This window comes from Vibrio sp. 10N.222.52.B7 (assembly GCF_041474275.1).
Classification (GTDB): domain Bacteria; phylum Pseudomonadota; class Gammaproteobacteria; order Enterobacterales; family Vibrionaceae; genus Vibrio; species Vibrio crassostreae_C.
On record NZ_JBFRTU010000026.1, the window covers coordinates 16,374 to 40,863 of the forward strand.

Annotated in this window: 21 protein-coding genes; 3 read left to right on the forward strand and 18 right to left on the reverse strand. The window is 45.6% G+C overall.

The features are described 5' to 3' along the window. Positions 1-210: 210 nt before the first annotated feature. From eno to rlmD, 5 genes are all read right to left on the reverse strand, one after another. On the reverse strand, positions 211-1,509 hold the full coding sequence (eno, locus tag AB4512_RS09935; RefSeq protein ID WP_017063215.1) for a phosphopyruvate hydratase: 1,299 nt from the start codon (positions 1,507-1,509) through the stop codon (positions 211-213). Between the two features lie 81 nt (positions 1,510-1,590). After that, positions 1,591-3,231: a CTP synthase gene (locus AB4512_RS09940; RefSeq protein WP_017063214.1), complete on the reverse strand. Its 1,641-nt coding sequence runs from the start codon at positions 3,229-3,231 to the stop codon at positions 1,591-1,593. Positions 3,232-3,381: 150 nt separating this feature from the next. Next, entirely contained in the window at positions 3,382-4,179 is a 798-nt protein-coding gene (gene mazG, locus AB4512_RS09945; protein WP_372174852.1) for a nucleoside triphosphate pyrophosphohydrolase, read from the reverse strand. 208 nt (positions 4,180-4,387) lie between these two features. After that, positions 4,388-6,610, reverse strand: a complete 2,223-nt coding sequence (gene relA / locus AB4512_RS09950; RefSeq protein ID WP_017059036.1) for a GTP diphosphokinase — start codon at positions 6,608-6,610, stop codon at positions 4,388-4,390. Between the two features lie 134 nt (positions 6,611-6,744). After that, a complete protein-coding gene (gene rlmD / locus AB4512_RS09955) occupies positions 6,745-8,064 on the reverse strand; it encodes a 23S rRNA (uracil(1939)-C(5))-methyltransferase RlmD (RefSeq protein ID WP_017059037.1) in 1,320 nt (439 codons plus the stop codon). A gap of 165 nt (positions 8,065-8,229) precedes the next feature. Here rlmD and barA point away from each other — a divergent pair, with 165 nt between their 5' ends. Further along, on the forward strand, positions 8,230-11,043 hold the full coding sequence (gene barA / locus AB4512_RS09960; RefSeq protein ID WP_017059038.1) for a two-component sensor histidine kinase BarA: 2,814 nt from the start codon (positions 8,230-8,232) through the stop codon (positions 11,041-11,043). A gap of 125 nt (positions 11,044-11,168) precedes the next feature. Here the strand turns inward: barA and acpS are convergent, their stop codons facing one another. The 11 genes from acpS to rpoE form a co-directional block, all read right to left on the reverse strand. Next, positions 11,169-11,549 carry a holo-ACP synthase gene (gene acpS, locus AB4512_RS09965; protein WP_017059039.1) on the reverse strand — a complete coding sequence of 127 codons (381 nt, stop codon included), beginning with the start codon at positions 11,547-11,549 and terminating at the stop codon, positions 11,169-11,171. Between the two features lie 69 nt (positions 11,550-11,618). Beyond that, a complete protein-coding gene (pdxJ, locus tag AB4512_RS09970) occupies positions 11,619-12,356 on the reverse strand; it encodes a pyridoxine 5'-phosphate synthase (RefSeq protein ID WP_017059040.1) in 738 nt (245 codons plus the stop codon). Then, positions 12,353-13,081 carry a DNA repair protein RecO gene (gene recO, locus AB4512_RS09975; protein WP_019826299.1) on the reverse strand — a complete coding sequence of 243 codons (729 nt, stop codon included), beginning with the start codon at positions 13,079-13,081 and terminating at the stop codon, positions 12,353-12,355. The genes pdxJ and recO overlap by 4 nt, the downstream gene beginning before the upstream one ends. Before the next feature lie 102 nt (positions 13,082-13,183). Next, entirely contained in the window at positions 13,184-14,155 is a 972-nt protein-coding gene (gene era, locus AB4512_RS09980) for a GTPase Era (RefSeq protein WP_017059042.1), read from the reverse strand. Continuing rightward, positions 14,148-14,825 carry a ribonuclease III gene (gene rnc / locus AB4512_RS09985; RefSeq protein ID WP_017059043.1) on the reverse strand — a complete coding sequence of 226 codons (678 nt, stop codon included), beginning with the start codon at positions 14,823-14,825 and terminating at the stop codon, positions 14,148-14,150. The genes era and rnc overlap by 8 nt, the downstream gene beginning before the upstream one ends. Positions 14,826-14,851: 26 nt before the next feature. Continuing rightward, positions 14,852-15,748, reverse strand: coding sequence for a signal peptidase I (gene lepB, locus AB4512_RS09990; protein ID WP_017059044.1), 897 nt, complete (start codon positions 15,746-15,748; stop codon positions 14,852-14,854). A gap of 245 nt (positions 15,749-15,993) precedes the next feature. Further along, positions 15,994-17,787, reverse strand: a complete 1,794-nt coding sequence (gene lepA, locus AB4512_RS09995) for a translation elongation factor 4 (RefSeq protein ID WP_017059045.1) — start codon at positions 17,785-17,787, stop codon at positions 15,994-15,996. A gap of 137 nt (positions 17,788-17,924) precedes the next feature. Beyond that, positions 17,925-18,395 carry a SoxR reducing system RseC family protein gene (locus AB4512_RS10000; RefSeq protein ID WP_017059046.1) on the reverse strand — a complete coding sequence of 157 codons (471 nt, stop codon included), beginning with the start codon at positions 18,393-18,395 and terminating at the stop codon, positions 17,925-17,927. Beyond that, on the reverse strand, positions 18,392-19,354 hold the full coding sequence (gene rseB / locus AB4512_RS10005) for a sigma-E factor regulatory protein RseB (RefSeq protein WP_017059047.1): 963 nt from the start codon (positions 19,352-19,354) through the stop codon (positions 18,392-18,394). The genes AB4512_RS10000 and rseB overlap by 4 nt, the downstream gene beginning before the upstream one ends. Then, complete coding sequence (locus tag AB4512_RS10010; protein WP_017063205.1) at positions 19,351-19,974, reverse strand: sigma-E factor negative regulatory protein; 624 nt, start codon at positions 19,972-19,974, stop codon at positions 19,351-19,353. The genes rseB and AB4512_RS10010 overlap by 4 nt, the downstream gene beginning before the upstream one ends. Before the next feature lie 26 nt (positions 19,975-20,000). After that, entirely contained in the window at positions 20,001-20,579 is a 579-nt protein-coding gene (rpoE, locus tag AB4512_RS10015) for an RNA polymerase sigma factor RpoE (RefSeq protein WP_004735377.1), read from the reverse strand. Between the two features lie 389 nt (positions 20,580-20,968). Between rpoE and nadB the strand changes: the two genes are divergently transcribed. After that, the gene (gene nadB / locus AB4512_RS10020; RefSeq protein ID WP_017059049.1) at positions 20,969-22,585 is read left to right on the forward strand and encodes an L-aspartate oxidase; all 1,617 of its coding nucleotides are present in this window, start codon (positions 20,969-20,971) and stop codon (positions 22,583-22,585) included. 135 nt (positions 22,586-22,720) lie between these two features. Here nadB and AB4512_RS10025 read toward each other — a convergent pair whose 3' ends face one another. Then, positions 22,721-23,140: a protein YgfX gene (locus AB4512_RS10025; RefSeq protein WP_372174854.1), complete on the reverse strand. Its 420-nt coding sequence runs from the start codon at positions 23,138-23,140 to the stop codon at positions 22,721-22,723. Continuing rightward, on the reverse strand, positions 23,088-23,348 hold the full coding sequence (locus AB4512_RS10030; RefSeq protein ID WP_004735374.1) for a succinate dehydrogenase assembly factor 2: 261 nt from the start codon (positions 23,346-23,348) through the stop codon (positions 23,088-23,090). The genes AB4512_RS10025 and AB4512_RS10030 overlap by 53 nt, the downstream gene beginning before the upstream one ends. Before the next feature lie 167 nt (positions 23,349-23,515). Between AB4512_RS10030 and ygfZ the strand changes: the two genes are divergently transcribed. Continuing rightward, entirely contained in the window at positions 23,516-24,487 is a 972-nt protein-coding gene (gene ygfZ, locus AB4512_RS10035; RefSeq protein WP_372174855.1) for a tRNA-modifying protein YgfZ, read from the forward strand. The last annotated feature ends 3 nt before the right edge of the window (positions 24,488-24,490 follow it).

A 24,490-nucleotide genomic window follows, 5' to 3' on the forward strand; every position in this document is an offset into this window, starting at 1 on the left:
AGCTTTAGAGCCTAGAGCTTCTTTCATTCAGTTTTCTACAGACAAAAAAATGCCCCGCATAAGCGAGGCATTCAAAAGTATTAGTGCATAATTCTAACTAGTTGGTGCTGTAGCAAGGCAACAAAGAAGATTCAGCTATGGAGCATAGTTTCCTATGTGACTTAGTGAATCTTCTGCAGTTAACGCAGCTACAGTGCCAAATAGGACGAATTATTGACCTTTAACTTCTTTAAGACCGTTGTAAGGAGCTTTAGAACCTAGAGCTTCTTCGATACGGATAAGTTGGTTGTACTTAGCAACACGGTCAGAACGGCTCATAGAACCAGTTTTGATTTGACCTGCAGCTGTACCTACCGCTAGATCAGCGATAGTTGCATCTTCAGTTTCGCCAGAACGGTGAGAGATTACTGCAGTGTAGCCAGCGTCTTTAGCCATCTTGATAGCAGCTAGAGTCTCTGTTAGAGAACCGATTTGGTTGAACTTGATAAGGATAGAGTTAGCTACGCCTTTCTCGATACCTTCAGCAAGAATCTTAGTGTTTGTAACGAACAGATCGTCACCAACGATTTGAAGTTTGTTGCCTAGAAGTTCAGTTTGGTGCTTGAAGCCATCCCAATCTGACTCGTCAAGACCGTCTTCAATAGAAACGATTGGGAAGTTGTTCGCTAGCTCAGCTAGGTAGTGGTTGAACTCTTCAGAAGTGAAAGTTTTACCTTCGCCCTTCATGTTGTAGATACCAGCTTCTTTGTCGAAGAACTCAGATGCTGCACAGTCCATAGCAAGAGTAACGTCTTTACCTAGTTCGTAACCAGCAGCTGCAACAGCTTCTGCGATAACTTCTAGAGCTTCAGCGTTAGACTTAAGGTTAGGAGCGAAACCACCTTCATCACCAACTGCAGTGCTGTAGCCTTTAGACTTAAGAACTTTAGCTAGGTTGTGGAATACTTCAGCGCCGATACGTAGACCTTCTTTAAGAGTTTTTGCGCCAACTGGTTGGATCATGAACTCTTGGATGTCAACGTTGTTATCTGCGTGCTCACCACCGTTGATGATGTTCATCATTGGTAGAGGCATAGAGAACTGACCAGCAGTACCGTTTAGCTCAGCGATGTGCTCGTATAGAGGCATGCCTTTCGCAGCAGCAGCAGCTTTTGCGTTAGCTAGAGATACAGCTAGGATAGCGTTCGCGCCGAACTTAGACTTGTTATCAGTACCGTCTAGGTCAAGCATGATTTGGTCAACGTCAGCTTGTGCTTTAGCGTCAGTACCAACTAGAGCTTCAGCGATTGGGCCGTTTACAGCTTCAATAGCTTTAAGAACACCTTTACCTAGGAAACGTGATTTGTCGCCGTCACGTAGCTCAAGAGCTTCGCGAGAACCAGTAGACGCGCCAGATGGAGCAGCAGCCATACCTACGAAACCGCCTTCTAGGTGTACTTCAGCTTCTACAGTTGGGTTACCACGTGAATCGATGATTTCACGACCTAGAACTTTAACGATCTTAGACATTGAATGTTTCCTTCTCGTTGAATATATAAATGTCAAATTTAAAGGTAGCAGCACAACTTACGCAGCTACCTGTATTCCTTTTTACTTCTCTAACTCGCCGCGCTGGAACTCACCAGCCGCTTTAACGAAACCTGCAAACAATGGGTGACCATCGCGAGGTGTTGAAGTGAACTCTGGGTGGAATTGAGCAGCAACGAACCATGGGTGGTTCGGGTTCTCAATAACTTCAACCAGTTTCTTGTCCGCAGATAGACCCGATACTTTTAGGCCCGCTTTTTCGATTTGTGGACGAAGATTGTTGTTCACTTCGTAACGGTGACGGTGACGTTCATGGATCGTCGCGCTACCGTATAATTCGTAAGCTTTCGTCCCTTTCGCTAGGTGACAAAGCTGTGAACCAAGACGCATTGTGCCGCCAAGGTCAGATGTTTCTGTACGCTCTTCAACTTTACCTTCGCCATCAGTCCACTCAGTGATAAGACCAACAACTGGGTACTTAGTTTCAGTACAGAATTCAGAAGAGTGTGCCCCTTCCATTTTCGCAACGTTACGAGCGTACTCGATAAGTGCTACTTGCATACCTAGACAGATACCTAAGTACGGTACTTTGTTTTCACGAGCGTATTGAGCAGCAAGAATCTTACCTTCAACACCACGGTCACCAAAGCCACCAGGAACTAGGATTGCATCTAGGCCTTCTAAAACTTCTACGCCACGAGACTCAACGTCTTGTGAATCTACATATTTAATATTAACGCTTAGGCGATTTTTCAAGCCCGCGTGTTTTAGCGCTTCATTTACTGATTTGTATGCGTCTGGCAGTTCAATGTACTTACCAACCATACCAATCGTCACTTCACCCGTTGGGTTAGCTTCTTCGTAAATTACTTGTTCCCATTCAGACAGGTCTGCTTCTGGAGCTGTGATGCCGAAACGCTTACATACAAGTTCATCAGTACCTTGAGCTTTAATAAGCTGAGGGATCTTGTAGATAGAGTCAACATCGCGCATAGAAATAACTGCATTTTCTTGCACATTACAGAACAGAGCAATTTTCTTACGCTCGTTCGAAGGAATGTTGCGGTCTGAACGACAAACTAGGATGTCTGGCTGAATACCAATAGACAGTAGCTCTTTTACAGAGTGTTGCGTTGGCTTAGTTTTCACTTCGCCCGCAGCTGCTAGGTATGGCACTAGAGTAAGGTGCATGAACATTGCGCGTTCACGGCCTAGTTCTACTGCTAGCTGACGAATCGCTTCCATGAATGGTAGAGATTCGATATCACCAACCGTACCACCAACTTCAACGATCGCAATATCGTGGCCAGCTGCGCCAGAAATTACACGCTCTTTGATAGAGTTAGTGATGTGTGGGATAACCTGAATAGTTGCACCTAGGTAATCACCGCGACGCTCTTTAGCGAGTACGTCTGAGTAAACACGACCTGCAGTGAAGTTGTTACGCTTAGTCATCTTGGTGCGAATGAATCGCTCATAGTGACCAAGGTCAAGGTCTGTTTCAGCGCCATCTTCCGTAACGAACACTTCACCGTGCTGAGTCGGGCTCATAGTGCCTGGATCAACGTTGATGTAAGGGTCAAGCTTCATCATAGTCACTTTAAGACCACGAGCTTCTAAAATAGCCGCAAGAGATGCTGCAGCAATACCTTTACCTAGAGAGGATACAACCCCGCCAGTAACAAAAATGTAATTTGTCGTCATGTTTAACCTGAAATTGGTTGAATGAGGGAAATGGACTACTTCTGGACGGGATGAAAATATACCAGAAGCCCCTTATCGCCACAACGTGAAATCTATCACACTGCTATTTTTTATTTTTTGCTTCAAATCAATTCATGATAAAAGCTTTGGTTATCTTTTCTCCGCCACTTTGACTTCACCCCACATGGAATCAAGCTGTTGTAGTGAAAAATCGGTCAAATTTTTACCTTGCTGACGAACTTTTTGTTCCACCCCTTTAAAGCGACGCGAAAACTTGAGATTGGCTTTATTGAGTGCCGATTCTGGGTTTTTACCTAAATGTCGTACCAAATTGACCGTCGCAAACAGCAAGTCTCCCAACTCTTCTTCAACCAAATCTTCATTTGGCGTCACTTGAAGTGCCTCTTCGAGCACCTCATCGACTTCCTCTAAAACCTTATTAGCCACTGGGCCAATAGAGTCCCAATCAAAGCCATATTTCGCGACCTGCTTTTGAATTTTTGTAGCACGCGAAAGTGCAGGTAGAGAGTTTGGTATTGAGTCTAGAATACTTTCTTGAGTTTTGCCTGCTTGTGCTTTTTCTTTGGCTTTTTCCGCTTCCCAATTGGCATTGATTTCTTCATCACTGGCAAACTCAGTATCAGAGAACACATGCGGGTGACGGCGTGTTAGCTTTTCGTTAATGCCATCAACCACATCAGAGAACTCAAACAACCCCTGTTCTTTCGCTAACTGGCTATAGACGATCACCTGAAACAACAAGTCACCCAACTCTTCTTGTAGGTTCGGCCAATCTTTGTTGTGAATCGCATCCACCACTTCGTACGTCTCTTCGATAGTATGCGGGACAATTGTTTCAAAATTTTGTTTTAAATCCCAAGGACAGCCACCTTCTGGATCGCGCAGCTTAGTCATAATTTGTTCTAGTTGTTCAATCGGGTGGCTCATGGTGCTTTCCTATTATTCTGTTTGATTGTTTTAATCTAATTCTTTTCTTAAAACTAAAAAAGGTGAGCAGCCAAAACCACTCACCTTTCTATTTTTCGTCATCTCCAAGAGTGAAGTATGAGCGAGTTGGGGATCTCAAACCGCTTGGCGAGATTCCCTATCACGTTCGTCCCTCACTGTAGGGAGTGACATAAATGACACAAAAGGATCATCCAAGTCTCTTAACGCTCATTACATCTTTGATTTGTTCTACTCGGCTGGTAACGCGACTCAGAATTTCAATATTGGTCACTTCCAAATCGAAATCCATTACCGATAGCTGACGCTTGTAGTCGATGCGGCTCTTCATTGTGGTCACGCTGATCTTTTCATTCGAGAACAGTGAGGTGATGTCTTTCAACAAGCCATTACGTTCTAGCGCTTCAACACGCAGCGTTAGGATGTATGAACCGACAAAGCCATTACCCCAAACGGTATCAATGATACGTTCTGGCGCATGCACGCTTAGCTCGCCTAGCTGTTCACAGTCAGCGCGGTGCACTGAGATACCACGACCTTGAGTGATGTAACCTTTAATCACATCACCTGGGATTGGCTGACAGCAACGCGCTAGGTGCGTCATTAGGTTATCAACGCCCTCAACCACTACCGCATCTTTCTTCGGACGACTCTGTTGTGCCGGCTTGTTTTCCGACTCAAGCAGTTTCTCTAGCGCTTTCTTGTCTTCTTCTTCCGCCGTTGGCTTATTCACTAGCGCATTGATGTGATTAACCACTTGGTTAATACGCAAGTCGCCACTACCAATACCTGCATAGAGTTCGTCTGGCGTATTCACGTTAAAGCGTTTTAGTGCGTATTGATCAGCATCTTTTAGGGTTGCGCCTACTTTCGCTAGCTCAACTTCCAGGATATCACGACCCGCTTCTAGGTTTTTCTCACGGCTTTGTGCGCGGAACCAAGCGTTGATTTTCGCTCGAGCTCGACCAGAATGAACAAAACCTGTGGTTGGATTTAACCAGTCACGAGATGGGTTCGGCTCTTTCTGCGTGATGATCTCAACTTGATCGCCCATCGATAGTTTATGAGTGAACGGTACGATACGCCCCGCTACTTTGGCACCGATACAGCGGTGTCCGACCATCGAGTGGATGTGGTAGGCGAAATCCAACGGGGTTGCGCCCATTGGTAAGTCGACCACGTCACCACGTGGAGTAAATGCGTATACACGGTCATCGAAGACTTGGCTACGTACCTCATCCAGCATCTCGCCAGAGTCCGACATCTCTTCTTGCCAGTCGATAAGTTTACGCAACCAAGTGATTTTCTCATCGTAGCCACTACGGCCGCTTGAAGCTCCTTCTTTGTACTTCCAGTGCGCCGCCACACCAAGCTCAGAGTCTTCGTGCATTTGCTTAGTACGGATCTGAATCTCAATGGTCTTGCCTTCAGGGCCAAGTACTACGGTATGAATCGACTGGTAACCATTTGGCTTAGGGTTCGCCACATAGTCATCAAATTCGCTCGGGAGGTGCTTGTATTTAGTGTGTACCACCCCAAGGCCGGCGTAACAGTCTTGCAGCTGGTCAGCGATAATACGTACTGCTCGTACGTCAAAAAGCTCATCGAAGGCTAAGCCTTTCTTCTGCATTTTGCGCCAGATACTGTAGATGTGTTTTGGTCGGCCACTCACTTCAGCATTGATGTTTGAACGCTGCATTTCTGCGGTTAAATCATCAACGAAATCTGTGATGTATTGTTCACGAACGATACGACGCTCAGACAGCTGTTTTGCAATCTGCTTGTAGGTATCTGGTTGTTGGTAGCGGAATGCGTAATCTTCGATTTCCCACTTAAGTTGGCCGATACCTAAACGGTTTGCCAGTGGGGCATAGATGTTAGAACACTCTTTTGCGGCCGCGCGACGCACAGCATCAGGCGCTTTTTTTACCTCGATAAGGTTACAGATTCGTTCAGCGAGTTTGATGACTACGCAGCGGAAATCATCGACCATAGCCAGTAGCATGCGTCGAACGTTATCAACTTGACCCGAGGCAGCACTGCCTTCAAGGGTCACGTTTAACTGGCCTAAGGCCGCCATTTCTTCAACGCCATCGATCAACTTTACGGTTTCTTTACCGTAGCTTTCTTCAAACGCTTCGCGCTCAAAAACGCCGCTTGAGACGACGGGGAAAAGTTGTGCAGCAATTAAAGTGGCACGGTCCATGGACAAGGTGACCAAGATTTCGATCATCTCACGGCCACGCCAAAGCAAGAGCGATGCTTGCTCGTGATCTTTTAAAAGTTCTTCACAGTGACGATAAACTTTAATCAGTTTATTCGAGGTTTTTGCGTCTTGATTCAATGACGCAATCCAACTTTCTAGCTCAAACTGTTCGCTTGGGTTTAAATGTGCGCTTCGTACCGCAACCATCATGCCTTCCTAGTTATTATGTTTTATACCCAATTCAATATGACTAACTGGTTCCAAGTTAGTTCGACCATATTGATATCAGCGCAGGCTTCCCTGCGCCTTTGTGATTCATTTGAAGCCTTGTTTAAGGGCCTCTAAGCCTTGATAAAGAGAGCCATCGATTCTAGATGACTGGTGTGTGGGAACATATCCAACATACCAAGTTTGGCTAATTGGTAGCCTTGCTTTTCTAAGCTCTCTGAATCTCTAGCTAGAGTAGCAGGATTACACGAAACATAAACCACACGCTTCGCTCCTAACGCTGAAATTTGATCAACAACACCACTCGCTCCAGCACGAGCTGGGTCAAGTAAGATTTTATCAAATTTCTCTTTTGCCCAAGGCTGTGAAGATAAGTCTTCTTCAAGGTTAGCTTGGTAAAATTCCGTATTGCTTAACTGGTTTAACGCTGCATTAGATGTGGCTTGCTGAACCATTTCATCAACGCCTTCTACGCCAACCACAAACGCCGATTGTTGCGCGATAGGCAAACTGAAATTCCCTAAGCCGCAAAACAGGTCGAGCACTCGCTCATCCGCTTGAGGTTCTAGCCACTCAATCGCTTGAGCCACCATCTGCTGATTCACTTTCTGGTTTACTTGGATAAAGTGGTTTGGCTCAAACGGTAACGTCACGCCAGTTTCGCTGTAGCTAGGCGCATCACCAACCAGACGGACCAACTTATCGGTTTCAGGCATCGAGTACAGCGTAGCGCCTTCTTCTTTTGCTAACGCAATCAGCGCTTGCTCATCTTTTTCAACCAAAGGCTTAAGGTGACGTAGAACCATAACAGGGCCAGTATCGCCCAACACCAATTCAACGTGTCCTAAAGACGTAAGGCTGTTGAAAGTGTTCAGTAAATTTTTCAGTTTTGGCAGCAACACATTAAGGCGAGGATCAAGCACGGCACAGTCGGTGATGTTTTCAATCTGCTTACTCTGCTTCTTACGGAAACCGAATTGAAGCTGTTGTGTCTTCTTATCAACAAATAGGCTGATACGTGCGCGACGTCGATAACCGGTTTCATCACCGACAATAGGTTGTGCAACTTCAGTGTTCGCCGTTTGGTATTGGCTCATCAGGTGCGTCAGAGATTGCGATTTATGCTCAACCTGAGAAGAGTAACCTAGGTGTTGAAGGTGACAGCCACCACACTGATTAAAGTGCTTACAAAACGGCTTTAAACGCTGCTCGCTCGGCTTCAATAACTTGATGAGTTTAGCTCGCGAAAACTTACTTTTGCTCTCAGTAAGTTGAATAACCACCTGCTCACCGGGCAATGCGCCATCAATGAAAACCGGTTTATTCTTTTGATAAGCGATGCCAGCGCCATTGTGATCCATTCGTTCAACCAAAACCGATTGATGCTTGGTCTCGAGTTGAGTTTTCTTTTTTGGTTGGAAAAAACGTGCCATTGCTTGTGCCTAATGTATCTTTTAATAAGTAATTGGTATCCAGGACTCACTATTATGTCTTGGAATCATTGTCGAACGTCACGGCTTTGATTAAGCTTACCGTTCACTTAACCGCCATTGTGTGCGTTATTTTCCCATATCCAGACCTCGATGTAATTAAAGAACATGACCAGATATGGCTTAAGAGCCCGTGTAATTACCTTAACTCTAGCTCCAACCCTGATTATTGGGTTGCTATTGAGTGCATTTTTCTCATTTAACCGCTATCAAGACCTTGAAGGTCAAGTGGTTAACACTGGTACTAGCATCATTGAGCCACTTGCGATTACGAGTGAATCAGGCATGAAGCTCGAAAGTCGAGAGTCTGTTCGTCAGCTTATTAGCTATGCGCATCGAAAGAATTCTAAGCTAGTGCGCAGTATCGCGGTGTTTGATGAGCGTCATGAGTTGTTTGTAACCTCAAACTTCCACCCCGATTTTGAAAGCCTGACCTACCCCAAAGATAAACCGATCCCGCATTTAAGCTCATCGAACCTTCTCGATAATACGCTGATTCTGCGGACACCTATCATCGCCGAAGGCCAGTACATCAATTCAGCCAACGGTCAGTCTCAAGCTAATCAAGCGATCGGCTACATTGCGATTGAATTAGATCTTTCATCACTTCGATTGCAGCAATATCAAGAAGTGTTCTCTGCATTCTTAGTGTTGATTCTCGGGCTTGGTTTATCTGGCGTGTTTGCGTTCCGCTTAATGCACGATGTCACTCAACCGATCACACACATGAAAAACATGGTCGACCGAATTCGTCGAGGTCACCTAGATGTGCGTATCGAAGGTAAGATGCATGGTGAGCTAGACTCGCTGAAAAACGGTATCAATGCGATGGCGGTATCGCTATCAGAGTATCACGTCGAGATGCAGCACAGTATCGACCAGGCCACATCAGATTTGCGTGAAACTCTTGAACAGCTAGAGATTCAAAACGTTGAGTTAGACATCGCGAAGAAACGCGCTCAAGAAGCGGCTCGTGTTAAGTCTGAGTTCTTAGCGAATATGTCTCACGAATTGAGAACGCCGCTGAACGGTGTGATTGGCTTTACTCGTCAAATGCTCAAGACTCACCTATCGAACAGTCAAACCGATTACCTACAAACCATTGAACGCTCGGCAAACAACCTGCTTAGCATCATCAACGATATCTTGGACTTCTCGAAACTTGAAGCCGGTAAATTAGCCCTAGAGAACATCCCATTTGAATTCCAAGCCAGCCTTGAAGAGGTAGTAAACCTTCAAGCAACCAACGCTCATGAGAAAGGCCTAGAACTGACACTGAAGATCGACCCTAAAGTACCGCCAGGTGTGGTGGGCGATCCACTGCGTATTCAGCAGATCCTAACCAACCTAGTGGGTAACTCAATCAAGTTTACCGAGCGCGGCAATATTGATATCAGCGTTGAGCTTCGCTCACAAAGTGAAGACAACATCGAGCTGCAATTCATGGTTCGCGATACGGGTATTGGTATTTCTGAGCGTCAACAAGCTCAGCTTTTCCAAGCTTTCAGCCAAGCCGATGCAAGTATCTCTCGTCGTTACGGCGGTACAGGCTTAGGTCTGGTTATCACCCAAAAACTGGTCAGCCAAATGGGCGGAGAGATCAGCCTAACCAGTCGTCTTCACCAAGGCTCTACCTTCTGGTTCACCTTGAGACTATCAACGACTGATATGCCGATGACAGAGCTGATTGAGACGCAGTGTCTGCAAGACAAACAACTGCTGCTTATCGAGCCAAACATGCAAGCGGCATCGATTACTCAGCAAATCCTAACCCAAGAAGGCTTAGTGGTAACGTATCGTTCGGTGATGCCAGATGAGACGACCTCGTATGACTACGTTCTGCTTAACCTAGCCGCCAACCAAGAGTATCAATTTGATACTGTGAGTGGTTGGGCGATCGGTGCGAAGAAGATTGCTCAAAACGTGATTATTGGTACACCAAGTACCGAGCTAGCGTTGGGTGAGCAACTAATGAAAGAGGTCGATGTTCAGTGCATCACCAAGCCTCTTTCTCGTAAGAAGTTGCTGCAAACTCTGGTATCGAATCAGGCACCTACCTTGATTGCACCAGCGATTGAAACGCATTCTGAAGAGAAGTTACCGCTTACTGTGATGGCAGTAGACGACAACCCAGCCAACCTTAAGTTGATTACCGCGCTGCTTAAAGAGCGTGTAGAAACCGTCATCAGTTGTACCAGTGGTCAGCAGGCGATAGACAAAGCGACAGAGACGCCATTTGATATCATCTTCATGGATATTCAAATGCCACAGATGGACGGTGTAACCGCTTGTCAGAACATCAAAAAACTGGCGAACAATGCGAATACACCTGTAATTGCCGTGACCGCACATGCAATGATTGGCGAACGAGATCGACTGCTTGAAGCGGGCATGGATGACTACCTAACCAAACCGATTGAAGAGCATGTTTTACAGCAGGTTCTGATTCATTGGAGCTCGACCTCTGAGGTTGAGCTCATCGAAAAAATAGATCCAGACCACCCAGCGGTCTCTGCTGAAGTCGACAACGGTCCGGTGTCAGAAACTGAAGCCAGCGTGCACACAAACATCATCATTGATTGGCAAGCTGCGATGAAACAAGCCGCCAATAAAGAAGACCTCGCACGCGATATGCTGCAAATGCTCGTCGACTTTATTCCAGAGGTGTATGAGGCAGCAGACAAAGCGATAGAAGACAGTGACTATCCAGTTGAAGAGCTGATACACATCATTCACAAGATGCATGGCAGCAGCTCGTACAGCGGCGTACCAAGGCTAAAATCGGTATGTGCGACAATAGAGAAAGAGCTGCGTTCAGGTACTTCTGTTGAAGACATTGAACCTGAGCTTTTCGAGCTTCAGGATGAATTAGATAAGGTTCAAGCAACCGCGATTCACTACTTGAAACAGGCGAAGGCCTAGCGGGTACTTGTTACTCACTAGTATTCTTTAGAGGGTTTACCCGCCAATAAAAAAGCAGAGCTCATGAGCTCTGCTTTTTTCTGTCTAGAGCCAAGAGCACTAGATATAAAGTCGCGATAATCTGTTTACGATTCGAGTAACACCGTTGCCACAGCGTAGTGACGCTCATCCGAGATAGTCAGATGAATCGATGTTGTGCCATTCGCCTCTGCGATTTCACGCGCTTTCTTGTGTAAGCTCAATACTGGCTTACCATGCTCATCGTTTGAAATCTCAAAGTCGTGGAAGGTAACACCCAGCGCAATCCCCGTACCTAACGCCTTAGATGCAGCTTCTTTAGCAGCAAAACGTTTTGCAAGGTAACGGCCTTTTTGCTTCAACTGTTGGAATACTTCAAACTCAGAATCCGTCAAAATACGCTGAGCAAAAGCGTCGCCACTTCGCGACAGCGCCTTCTCGACACGTTCGATTTCTGCGATATCTGTACCTAATCCAACAACTGCCATGTTTCCTCTACTACTTAACTTCTGTCTAATGATTAACTGTACATCGCTTAGTGCCGACGACTTGCCGAACTAAGCGTTGTTACGTGCTGTTTCCATGATTGCTTTCATGTCTGCAACGGCTTTGTTTAAGCCATCAAACACTGCACGTCCCATGATCGAGTGACCGATGTTCAGCTCGTAGATCTCTGGAAGTGCCGCAATCGGTGCTACGTTGTGGTAAGTCAGACCATGACCCGCATTGACTGTGATACCTAAGTCATCTGCATAGCTTGCGCCTGCTGCGATCTTCTTAAGCTCGTCTTGTTGATCTTCTTCTGTCTTAGCATCAGCATAGTGACCCGTGTGCAGTTCAATGAACGGTGCGCCACACGCTTTTGCAGCATCGATTTGCTCACGGTCAGCATCGATAAACAGAGATACCTTGATACCTGCTGCAGACAGTTTTTGTGTCGCCGCTTTGATCTTCTCTAGTTGACCAACTACGTCCAAGCCACCTTCAGTGGTTAGCTCTTCACGTTTTTCAGGAACCAGACAAACAAACTCAGGATTAGTATCGAGTGCAATTTGAACCATCTCGTCCGTTACGGCCATCTCCAAGTTCATGCGAGTTTGAAGTGTTTCAGCCAGAATACGCACATCGCGATCAACGATGTGACGACGGTCTTCACGCAGGTGAATAGTAATGCCATCTGCACCAGCACGTTCAGCGATTTCAGCTGCGTGTACTGGATCTGGGTATTTAGTACCACGTGCATTACGTAGTGTTGCAATATGGTCGATATTAACGCCTAAAAGGATTGAGCTCATTTTCCAATACTCCGTGCTCTGGAGAGGGCTATTGTTGGCATAAATAGCTCTCTACTTTTTAATGGTTTGCCGCCAAGATACGGCTTTAAGGCTATGCGTGTAAAGCGTTTTGCCGCTTTTAACTGCTCTTTAGTGATAAACCTACGTTCGCTGATTGCAATAAGTTCATCGCCCATAAAAGTCAGGTTATCTCGACGTACTGAAGCGATGAAACCTTTCTGCTCTCGATAGCGATAAGTCATGCTCGGATCAATCGCTTCGCCAGTGCCCGCGCAGTGTAAAAAGTCGACGCCGTAACCCATAGCAGATAATAGAGCCAGCTCAAAGCGACGCAGTGCTGGCTCAGGATTATCATTATGCGCCAGCTCTGTTAAAGCATGAAGATAGTCGTGAAAAAGTGCAGGCATCGGTACTTCCGCCATCAATACCCGACCGATAAGCTCGTTCACGTACATGCCTGAATACAGATTAATACCGGCGAGAGGGAGCCCCAAGCTGATGGGTTCAGCTTGGCGTAAGGTTTTCATCGAACCATTACCAGACCACTTAAGCAATAGCGGCGTAAAAGGTTGTAATGCACCTTTCAAATTGGAACGCTTGCTGCGAGCGCCTTTAGACATCAACGTCACCCGACCGAACTCTTCGCTGAAGACGTCCAAGATCAGGCTCGACTCACTGTATGGTCGACGGTGCAACACAAAGCATCGCTGTAACCCTTCGCTCAATCACTTACCCTTATTACAGATACAAAAAGAGAGAGTTCGCACTCTCTCTTGGATTTATCTTCAGTTCAACTTTCTTAATCTCAGAAAGTGACGTTCAATATATTATAGATCGTCGATGTAGCCTAACGAGCGAAGTGCACGCTCATCATCAGCCCAGCCAGATTTAACCTTGACCCAAGTCTCTAGGTAAACCTTACGGCCGAATAGCTCTTCCATATCGATACGCGCTTCACGACCAATCGTTTTGATCTTCTCGCCCGCTTTACCAATCACCATTTTCTTCTGGCCTGTACGCTCAACAAGAATCAGTGCATTGATGTGGAAGCCATCGTTATCTGGGTTGTAATCGAAACGTTCGATTTCAACCGTTACCGAGTAAGGTAGCTCGTCACCCGTAAAGCGCATCAGCTTTTCACGGATAATTTCAGAGGCCATAAAACGTTGCGAGCGATCAGTCACGTATTCTTCAGGGAAGTGGTGTGTCGCTTTAGGTAAATGTTCACGTACGTGCTTACGCAGTACATCAATATTTTTACCTTGCTTCGCTGAGATTGGCACTACATCAATGAAGTCCATCTTCTTAGAGACTTCCATCATGTGCTGCATCACGTTAGTACGGTCTTGAACGTTATCTACTTTGTTGATGCAAAGTACAACTGGGAAGTCAGTCTTCTTCAGTTTGTTCAGAACCATCTCATCGTCGTCAGTCCAGTGAGTACCATCGACAAGGAAGAATACTAGGTTTACATCACTCAATGAGCTGTTCGCCGCACGGTTCATCAAGCGGTTGATGGCACGCTTTTCTTCAATATGAAGTCCAGGAGTATCAACAAAGATCGCTTGGTAATCACCCTCAGTTTCAACGCCCATAATACGGTGACGTGTCGTCTGTGGTTTACGTGATGTAATAGAAATCTTCTGACCCAGAATATGGTTCAGAAGCGTCGACTTACCTACATTTGGGCGACCGACAATAGCGATGAAGCCACAGTGTTGGTTTTCCGGTAGGCCTGTTTTTTTGCTATCAGATGAAAAGAATGCATCGATATCGAAATCTTGGTTGTTATCAGACATTGCTTAGTTGCTCTAATGCTGTTTCAGCAGCCGCTTGTTCTGCCTTGCGGCGGCTAGTGCCTTTACCGATAACAGGTTTATCCACACCTGCCACTTCACACTCAACCGTAAACTCTTGGTTGTGTGCTTCACCTTTAATATTAGTCACTGTGTAGACAGGTAGAGGATTTCTTCGACCTTGCAAAAACTCTTGTAGGCGAGTTTTCGGATCTTTTTGAGATACTCCAGGCTGAATAGCATCTAGGCGAGATTGGTACCAGCTTAAAATAATGCCGCGAACCGTCTCGGTATCACTATCTAAATAGACAGCGCCGATGATCGCTTCAACCGCATCCGCTAGAATAGAATCACGACGGAAACCGCCACTCTTCAACTCACCTGGACCTAATTTTAAGTAATCTCCTAGTTCGAATTCACGACCTAGTTCTGCCAATGTATGACCACGTACTAATGTTGCGCGCATGCGGCTCATATCACCTTCGTTTACCTTAGGAAAACGGTGGTAAAGATCATCAGCGATAACAAAACTTAAAATTGAATCGCCCAGAAACTCAAGACGTTCGTTATGTTTACCTGCGGCGCTGCGGTGAGTCAGCGCCAAGTGGATAAGATCGGCATCATTAAACTGATAGCCAATCTTTCTCTCTAGTTTATCAATTGGAGAATTCATGCTCTCTCGATGTGTTATGTGATCGATTAATGAATCCCACCGATGCGATTAAAACGCACACCAGTAGGAATCCATGTTGGAAGTACACTGTCTGAACCGCGTTCGAATTCGAAGCTGATCCAAATAGCAACGGCCTTACCAACAAGGTTTGCTTCAGGGACAAAGCCCCAGTAACGGCTATCGGCACTGTTGTCACGGTTATCACCCATCACAAAGTACTGGCCTTCTGGAACGACCCATTCGTTAACACCATTGCGAGGCTGATATGCTTGCACACGATCACGGCGTAATGGGTTAACTAAAATCTGGTGCTCTACGTCTCCAAGCTGTTCGTTCAGCTGAATCAGAGGCACACCATCTTGAATAAATTGGCTCTCTTTAACATTACTTAGTTTCACTGGTTCACAGCTACTTGTACCCTTCGCCTGAATGCAGATCTCTTTACGACTGCTGTAGCGAATAGTGTCACCAGGCATACCAACAACACGCTTAATGTAGTCGATGTTTGGCTGAGGTGGGTACTTAAATACGATTGAGTCACCGCGTTCTGGCTTGCCTGTTTCTACCAATTGAGTGCGCCATACTGGGTCTTTTAGACCGTACGCGTACTTCTCTACCAAGATGAAATCACCAACCAAAAGGGTTGGCATCATCGAGCCAGAAGGGATTTGAAACGGTTCATAGATGAATGAACGCAAGATCAAAACAAATGCAATTACCGGGAAAATGGACACACTGTTCTCAACCCACCAAGGCTGAGCCGTAACTTTTGCGCTGGTTTCAGCGTCTAGGCCATTCGATTGTGCTTCAACGTCAGCAAGTTTTTGCTGGCGCTTCTTCGCCCACACAAACTTTTCCAACGCCCATACAATGCCGGTCACTAGAGTTACGATCACTAAGATAAGCGAAAATGTATTAGCCATTGATATCCCTTAAATTTCATTTCTTTAAAAATAACGAAAGTGAAAGAGCATAACTCTTTCACTCTGCTTAATATTTCTAATTTGTATCAATCATGCTGACTAAATGCTGGGAAGATTACGAAGGAAAAATCGTTTAGTTCGAGGCGCAAAGTGCAGTGACTAGTGGGCCTAATTGCAATCTTTGCAACAAAGAAATAAACGATTTTAACCAGTAATGTTCAGCAGATAGTTAGTGCGATTGATACCTAGTCTTTGCCAACATGAAGGATTGCAAGGAAAGCTTCTTGAGGCAGTTCAACGTTACCGATCTGCTTCATACGCTTCTTACCTTCTTTTTGTTTCTTAAGAAGTTTCTTCTTACGACTGATATCACCACCGTAACATTTTGCGATTACGTTCTTACGCAGTTGTTTCACTGTAGAACGAGCAATGATGTGGTTACCAATCGCTGCTTGAATCGCGATATCGAACATCTGACGAGGGATGAATTCTTTCATCTTCTCTACCAGTAGACGACCACGAGACTGAGCAATATCTTTGTGCGTAATGATAGCTAGTGCATCAACTGTTTCGCCATTCAGCAGTACGTCTACACGTACCATGTTTGATGGCTCGTAACGTTGGAAGTTGTAATCCAATGATGCATAGCCGCGAGACGTTGACTTCAGACGGTCGAAGAAGTCTAGAACTACTTCTGCCATAGGAAGATCGTACGTCACAGCAACTTGGTTACCGTGGTAGACCATGTCTACTTGTACGCCACGCTTCTCAACACACAGTGTGATTACGTTACCTAGGTAATCCGAAGGTACCAGAATATTACAGCGTGCAATTGGCTCACGAATTTCTTCTAGGTCATTAACCGCTGGCAGTTTAGCCGGGCTATCAACGTAAAGAACCGTTTTATCTGTTTTTACAACTTCATACACTACTGTTGGAGCAGTTGTGATTAGGTCTAGGTCGTATTCACGCTCTAGACGCTCTTGGATGATCTCCATGTGAAGCATTCCTAAGAAGCCACAACGGAAACCAAAACCAAGTGCTGCTGAACTTTCTGGTTCAAAGAACAGTGATGCATCGTTCAGGCTTAATTTGCCTAACGCGTCACGGAAGTTTTCGTAGTCATCAGATGATACAGGGAATAGACCAGCGTATACCTGAGGCTTCACTTTTTGGAAACCAGGTAGACGTTCAGTGCTGCCGCCTTTTGCAAGCGTCAACGTATCACCAACCGGTGCACCTAGGATGTCTTTAATACCACAAACAACCCAACCTACTTCGCCAGTATTTAGCTCTGTAGTATCGATTTGCTTAGGCGTGAAGATACCTAGACGGTCAACACCCCATACTTGGTCTGTCGACATTACTTTGATCTTATCGTTCTTCTTCAGCTTACCGTTTTTGATACGAACCAAAGAAACTACGCCAAGGTAGTTATCGAACCAAGAGTCAATGATCAACGCTTGTAGAGGCGCTTCAGGATCACCTTCCGGTGGCGGGATTGCCGTCACGATGTTTTCTAGAACATCATCAACACCCAAACCTGTTTTCGCAGAACAGCGAGTCGCTTCCATCGCATCGATGCCAACGATCTCTTCGATTTCTTCAGCAACACGTTCTGGTTCAGCAGCTGGTAGGTCAATCTTGTTCAAGATTGGCACTACTTCCAGTTCCATTTCGATTGCTGTGTAACAGTTTGCTAGAGTTTGTGCTTCAACACCTTGGCCAGCATCCACTACAAGTAGTGCGCCTTCACAAGCCGCTAGAGAACGAGATACTTCGTAAGAGAAGTCTACGTGTCCAGGAGTGTCGATAAAGTTAAGTTGGTAAGTTTCACCATCTTTAGCTTTGTAATCTAAAGTCACACTCTGCGCTTTAATTGTAATACCACGCTCGCGTTCTATATCCATAGAATCGAGGACTTGAGCTGCCATCTCACGTTCACTTAATCCTCCACAAACTTGGATTAAGCGGTCAGAAAGGGTCGACTTACCGTGGTCGATGTGGGCGATAATCGAAAAATTACGAATGTGCTTCATAGGCTTGGTGTGACTAAACTCTTTGAATAGGGATAATAAGAAAGCCGCGACGCGTCCAATCTACAGTCAGCATTGGTGGCGGCATTTCAATCAAGTTGGCAGATTCTACCCAATTTAAGGGCAAGAAGCATCATAAATTAGACGAGAGACTCACCTAGGATTCGAATCAAGACGACTTCTTGCTTGGATTTGTCTTCCATGGGTTTGGCTAACCGCTTCGCTAAGGCAATCCCACCAGCAGTAAACAGTGCTGCACTTAAGATAACAATGCCCTCGCCCCCCTGGAGTAAGGGTTGTAACAAGAGTTGCCCAAAACCAGCACCAATCATCAACATGAAAAGTGGGATGAGATAAACAATCGCCGCCGACTGAAGTAGGCTTTTTTCTGGAAAGCCAATTTCTACGATTTGTCCAGCTTTGACTAAGCTTTTGGTTTTAAGCTGCCAAAACAAAGATTTATTGCCAACAGCCTTGGTCACAATACCCGTACCGCAGTTTTTTTGAGAAGAACAGCTGCTACAACTGGTTTGTTGTTCGCAGCTCAATTGAACAAAGTATTGCTTACCTTTTTGTTCAACCGAGCTAACGGTCGCCAGCGCGGTCATCATTGCGCTTGTACCGATTTATTAAATGTAACTGACTGAGCAATACGTTTTGCAGTTGCCGGCGGAATGTCACCAACCACAGAGATCTCTTTATCGCCAATCACTAAGCTGTGCAAGGTTCTACGCCCTTGACGCACCAGCTGCCCTTTCAATGAATGCTCATCTTTTTCCGCGATATAAACCGAAAAGTTAAACAGTCCATCACTGAAAAGCTGACTTTCAACCATTTTATCGGTCGCAGCCATTTGATAGCGGCTAAGCTCTTTTGATTTAAACCCTTCAGGAATCCACGACGCTTGCCAGTTAGTTTCACTCACTAAGCCTTCCGGTAATGATAAAACTTTCGGCAATTGAGCTTGGCTCAAGCCACCCATAGCCTCAGCAATCTTATCGTTCACCACGTAAGAGATAGTGCGGTACTGTTCAAGCACTTCGCCATCACGATCCAAAAGGTCGGCACGCAAAGGAAGATTCGTTTTTTCGTCTACCCAAACCACGTAAGAGTAGCGAAGGCCATCTTTCGGCACGACACGCAGCACTTGAGTGGTGCTACCTGCTTCACGAGAGCGACCAACTTTCACAAAGTCGTAGTACTGATTCAGAGATTCGATATCTCGATTAATCATCGGAATAACAGGCGCAACCATGCTGCCTGACTGAATCGTAAATGGCTCTGTACCCGGCTCGATGTAGCTAACTTCGTTGCCACGTCGAATGACTTCACGAACAGGGCCGCTTAGATAAACAAGGTGTGCAAGTTGTTGGTCGTCGTTAACCGCATGGCGATAAACAAGAGGCTCAATACTGCTCTTCTTTATCAAAATGTAGGAGAGTTCGTAATTTAGATGCTGACTGGCCTCGTTCATTTGATGCAACAAGGCCTTTGCAGTGGTTTCCTCTGCAAAGGCTGTTGGAGACATCAAGCTGAACAGTGTCAGTGCACTGACCAGGATTTTCTTCATTCAATGTCCGATTCTAGATGTGCATCTTGCATTGGCGATGCATCACTGTTTAATCTTAGCTGCAGCTCATAATCTTCTAACAATGCATGAACGCGTTTGCGCTGCTCTTGCAAGTTAGCTTCAGATGCTGGTTTCTCAACAGAGTCACGCGTTAAACTTACTGGTTCCGCAGAACCGGCAAATGGAATCGTCTGGAGTACAGGCAACTGCTCTGGTGCTGCAGGGTCGCTACCACCATATTGTTGAACACCTAATACAACGGCTAATGAAACACACGCTGCCACGGCAACTTGTCCAAACTGTTGTAACCACGCCGGAAGCTGACGCTTCGCTTGCTGAGGTTTAGGTTGCTCTTCAATTGGAGCAACAGTAGGTTCAACATTCACTTGGTGCAGGTTCGACATTGAACCATGTGCAGGCTCGTTCTCAAGCGCTGCCGCTACACTATTAGCAATGTTCCACTCTGGAGTTTCTGGCGAATCCCCACGCATAACATCACCAATTAAATGGTAACTCTGCCAAGTATCCATGCTTTCTTGATCAGATTCTAGATCTACAATGAGAGCTTTATCGATCGTTTCACCATCCATGAGTGCCGAAAGCTTTTCTTTATCAGCCATTATTTTCACCATAATTATTACAAGTTCTAGCGTTGCAAAAGAGGTTTGATTTTCTTTTCCACCGCTTCACGAGCTCGGAAAATACGCGAACGTACGGTTCCTACAGGGCAATCCATTACTTCTGCAATCTCTTCGTAGCTCAAACCTTCGAGCTCACGCAACGTCATTGCAGTTTTTAAGTCTTCTGGTAGCGCTTCAATCGCTCCAAAAACAACTTGTTTCAATTCGTTTGACAGCGTTAAGTTCTCAGGGTTCGATATTTCTTTTAACGCGCTGCCTGTTTCGTAATATTCTGCATCTTCTGCATCTACATCGGTTGCTGGCGGCCTACGGCTTTGGGCAACGATATGATTTTTAGCAGTGTTCACGGCAATTCGGTATAACCATGTATAGAAGGCACTCTCGCCACGAAAGTTAGGTATCGCGCGGTAAGCTTTAATAAAAGCTTCTTGTGCTACATCAGGTACATCACCGGAATTATTCACGTATCGAGAGATAAGATTACAAACTTTGTTTTGATACTTAACCACTAGTAAGTTAAATGCCTGCTTATCTCCACTCTGAACTCGCTCAATCAACACTTGATCGGTTAGCTGCTCGTTCATTCGAGCGGGTACTCCTATTGTTATAACCCTCACCTTCACAGATATGGGGACTAATTATGCGAAATGTAGTATTGACACCACCGTCTACAAGAGCACTATTGTGACTAAGCCAAATACCGAAAGTTCCAACTTTCTTAAAATTATTTGCCATTATTGTTTCACAATGTGATGTAATAAAAATAGCTATCCCTATCAATTTGGGGAAACTTGAGCAAAAGCAATGGTATTGAGCAATTAAATATTTCTAGATAGCTGTCTATATATTGATTTTGCATAGCGTTTAAGGATGACTCTGGAGAGATTATAACAGTCTTAGCCAAACTCCTAAAACAAGACAAAGTCAATTGAGAGTGGACAACTCGACTATAGCCCGGGATTTAATAAGTTTTATGAACGCAAACCGTGAACATCAGTGTGATGTATTAGTGGTAGGAAGTGGTGCGGCAGGCTTGTCATTAGCCTTACGCGTAGCAGAACATGCAAAAGTAATTGTATTAAGCAAAGGACCACGCAGCGAAGGATCGACGTATTACGCACAAGGTGGTATCGCCGCGGTGTTCGATGAGTCGGACAGTATTGAGTCTCATGTAGAGGATACTCAAATCGCTGGGGCTGGGTTATGCGAAGAAGATACAGTTCAATTCATTGCTGAAAATGCGAAAGAGTGTGTGCAATGGCTGATTGATGGTGGTGTTCCATTTGATAAAGATGAGAACAGCACAGAAGGCCAACCAAAATATCACCTCACTCGTGAGGGTGGCCACAGTCACCGCAGAATTCTGCACGCTGCCGATGCAACTGGCATGGCGATGCAAACCTCACTACAAGATAACGTCAACAACCACCCAAATATCGAGATCTTCGAGCGCCACAATGCGCTGGATTTGATCACGGAAGATAAGATTGGTGGTTCAAAAGACAAGGTGATCGGTGCCTACATTTGGAACCGTAACCAAGAACATGTTGAAACCGTGCGCGCTAAGTTTGTTGTATTAGCAACAGGCGGCGCTTCAAAGGTTTACCAATACACCTCTAACCCAGATGTTTCTTCAGGTGATGGTATTGCTATCGCTTGGCGTGCGGGTTGTCGTGTGGCAAACCTTGAGTTCAACCAGTTCCACCCAACTTGTTTATTCCACCCAGAAGCGCGTAACTTCCTACTAACGGAAGCACTGCGTGGTGAAGGTGCTTACTTGCGTCGTCCAGATGGTTCTCGCTTTATGAAGGACTTCGATGAGCGCGGTGAACTGGCGCCACGTGATGTGGTTGCTCGTGCAATTGACTTCGAAATGAAGCGCTTAGGTGCCGACTGTATGTATGTTGATATCAGCCACAAGCCTGAAGAATTCATCACAGCGCACTTCCCGATGATCCATACTCGCTTGATGGACTTGGGCATCGACATGACCAAAGAGCCGATCCCTATCGTACCAGCCGCTCACTACACGTGTGGTGGTGTCATGGTGAATAAGCAGGGTCAAACCGACCTAACGAACTTGTATGCGATTGGCGAAGTGAGCTACACCGGCTTACACGGTGCAAACCGAATGGCTTCTAACTCACTGCTTGAGTGTGTGGTTTACGCATGGGCAGCAGCAAAAGATATCGTTGAGAACATCGACCAATCTCAACTGTGCGCTGAACTGCCAGCATGGGATGAAAGCCAGGTCACCAACAGTGATGAAGAAGTTATCATTCAACACAACTGGCACGAACTGCGCCTATTCATGTGGGATTACATGGGCATTGTTCGAACGGATAAACGACTAGAGCGAGCATTGCGTCGCATTCAGATGCTGCAACAAGAAACTCATGAGTACTACAGCTACTTCAAGGTTTCGAATAACCTATTAGAACTGCGTAACTTGCTACAAGTGGCAGAGCTAATGGTTCGTTGTGCAATGCAACGTAAAGAGAGCCGCGGCCTCCACTACACGTTGGATTACCCTGAACTTGCAGAAGACAGTGGCCCAACGATTCTGACGCCAGAGAAACGCCAATCATAATAATTGGTTAAACGTGCTTAGCGAATTAGCCGTCAGCGGAAAATGATTAAACGAAAGGGAGCCGAGTGCTCCCTTTTCTTTTGTCTAACGCTTTCTTTTATCTAATACTTTCTTTCATCGAATAGTTTGGCTTCTCTAGCGCGCTCGTTGTAAGTTCGCCAGAAAATGGCGATATTCTCGCTCGCAACAGCTGTCCCGCCAAAGCAGTACCGAGTGCCCACATTCAAACTGCAATTGAACGAAGAACTGCGCCCAGATCTTATCAACGGACTTGAGTCGGTAAGTTCGGTCATTGAGTCGAATATCACCATCCTCTCTGTAATCAAAACGCCCATAGACACTATTTAGAATCACATGATTGTTTCTGAACAAGCGGATCATTAAAGCTAAGCAATAAAGGCTGGCGGCAAGTGGAATAGAAGACAGGACGATGAAAAACAAAAGGCACCCCAAAATAGTGCCTTTTGCAAATAATGCGGAATACGAAGGGTTAAGCTGAAGCTTAACGAACCTTGCTGAGGTTGTGTGCGACAATTTTATCAACCATTGATGCATGGCCTAGGTTTTCACTGCGTCCGTGGCCCATTACCCAAGTAAACAAATCTGGATCATCACACTCTAATAGAGAAACAAACTCGCGCTGTTCCTGCTCTTGCAATGAATCAAAACACTCTTCGAAAAATGGCATGATGACTACATCAAGTTCTAACATGCCGCGACGGCAACCCCATTTAATTCGTGCTTTCTGCTCTGCAGTGTACATTGGCTATCCTCACCTATAATTTTTCTTTCTCGGAGTGTAACAAGTCATACGCCTTGCAACTACTATGTGAGTCACAGTCCCTATCTAAGCTCACAAAAAAACCTAGGCTGACAAAGAAACAGAACCGGATTAACATAGAGCCAAATAAAATTCTTAGGAAAGATAAAATGGATTGGAAAAACATATTTCAGCCACTCGCTCATACGCAAAATGAATCGCTTCCAGAACTGATGATGACACACGTATCAGACTGGAGAGCAATTACCATGATAGGCGATGACAAAAAGTCGTACCTACAGGGTCAAGTAACGTGCGATGTCGTCACTCTTCCTAATGATGAATCCACATTAGGCGCGCACTGTGATGCAAAAGGAAAGGTATGGAGTATCTTTCGTTTGTTCCACCACAACGGTGGCTACGCACTCATGCAACCTAAATCAGCGATTGAAGTCGAGCTCGTTGAAATCAAGAAGTACGCGGTGTTCTCTAAGGTCGATATCGAGCAAACGTCTGACGTTGTTATCGGTGTGATGGGTTCGTCAGCTAATCAATACATTGATTCTATTTCAGAAAGCCAAGGTAATGTGCGTGCTATCTCTGGTGGTACAGCGGTTCAAGTTGCAGATAACCGCTGGGCTCTACTTGTAACAGAAGAAGCCGCTGAAGCCTTGGTATCAAACAGCGCTGCGGAGAAAGTATCAGAAACACTTTGGCAATATCATGAAATTCTTGATGCTCAGCCTAACCTATCGAAAGCAGAGCAAAACGAGCACATCCCTCAAGCGCTTAACCTGCAAGCGATTGGCGGTATCAGCTTTTCAAAAGGCTGTTACACAGGTCAAGAAACGGTTGCTCGTGCTAAGTACCGTGGCATGAACAAGCGTGAGATGCGCATTGTGTCGGGCACAACTGCGGACGTGCTGTCGTTAGAAAACCCTATTGAACTGGAACGTAGTGTGGGTGAGAACTGGCGTGGCGCAGGCCGACTATTAAACGTCTATCAATTTGCTGATAACCGAGCGATTGGTTTGATGGTACTGCCAAACAACCTTGATGACGATGTTCAGCTGCGACTGACCGCGCAGCCTGATCAAACATGGAATATCCTGCCACTGCCGTACAGCCTTGACGACGAGTAACCA

Bases quoted from the DNA above. Each gene is read 5' to 3' on its own strand.
- AB4512_RS10010 (WP_017063205.1), bottom strand. From the start codon at position 19,974: ATGGCTGATAAAGAAAAGCTTTCGGCACTCATGGATGGTGAAACGATC.
- relA (WP_017059036.1), bottom strand. From the start codon at position 6,610: ATGGTTGCGGTACGAAGCGCACATTTAAACCCAAGCGAACAGTTTGAG.
- lepA (WP_017059045.1), bottom strand. From the start codon at position 17,787: ATGAAGCACATTCGTAATTTTTCGATTATCGCCCACATCGACCACGGT.
- barA (WP_017059038.1), top strand. From the start codon at position 8,230: ATGACCAGATATGGCTTAAGAGCCCGTGTAATTACCTTAACTCTAGCT.
- lepB (WP_017059044.1), bottom strand. From the start codon at position 15,748: ATGGCTAATACATTTTCGCTTATCTTAGTGATCGTAACTCTAGTGACC.
- eno (WP_017063215.1), bottom strand. From the start codon at position 1,509: ATGTCTAAGATCGTTAAAGTTCTAGGTCGTGAAATCATCGATTCACGT.
- mazG (WP_372174852.1), bottom strand. From the start codon at position 4,179: ATGAGCCACCCGATTGAACAACTAGAACAAATTATGACTAAGCTGCGC.
- nadB (WP_017059049.1), top strand. From the start codon at position 20,969: ATGAACGCAAACCGTGAACATCAGTGTGATGTATTAGTGGTAGGAAGT.
- rnc (WP_017059043.1), bottom strand. From the start codon at position 14,825: ATGAATTCTCCAATTGATAAACTAGAGAGAAAGATTGGCTATCAGTTT.
- rpoE (WP_004735377.1), bottom strand. From the start codon at position 20,579: ATGAACGAGCAGCTAACCGATCAAGTGTTGATTGAGCGAGTTCAGAGT.
- era (WP_017059042.1), bottom strand. From the start codon at position 14,155: ATGTCTGATAACAACCAAGATTTCGATATCGATGCATTCTTTTCATCT.
- acpS (WP_017059039.1), bottom strand. From the start codon at position 11,549: ATGGCAGTTGTTGGATTAGGTACAGATATCGCAGAAATCGAACGTGTC.
- AB4512_RS10000 (WP_017059046.1), bottom strand. From the start codon at position 18,395: ATGATGACCGCGCTGGCGACCGTTAGCTCGGTTGAACAAAAAGGTAAG.
- ygfZ (WP_372174855.1), top strand. From the start codon at position 23,516: ATGGATTGGAAAAACATATTTCAGCCACTCGCTCATACGCAAAATGAA.
- AB4512_RS10025 (WP_372174854.1), bottom strand. From the start codon at position 23,140: ATGCATCAATGGTTGATAAAATTGTCGCACACAACCTCAGCAAGGTTC.
- AB4512_RS09940 (WP_017063214.1), bottom strand. From the start codon at position 3,231: ATGACGACAAATTACATTTTTGTTACTGGCGGGGTTGTATCCTCTCTA.
- AB4512_RS10030 (WP_004735374.1), bottom strand. From the start codon at position 23,348: ATGTACACTGCAGAGCAGAAAGCACGAATTAAATGGGGTTGCCGTCGC.
- rlmD (WP_017059037.1), bottom strand. From the start codon at position 8,064: ATGGCACGTTTTTTCCAACCAAAAAAGAAAACTCAACTCGAGACCAAG.
- pdxJ (WP_017059040.1), bottom strand. From the start codon at position 12,356: ATGAGCTCAATCCTTTTAGGCGTTAATATCGACCATATTGCAACACTA.
- rseB (WP_017059047.1), bottom strand. From the start codon at position 19,354: ATGAAGAAAATCCTGGTCAGTGCACTGACACTGTTCAGCTTGATGTCT.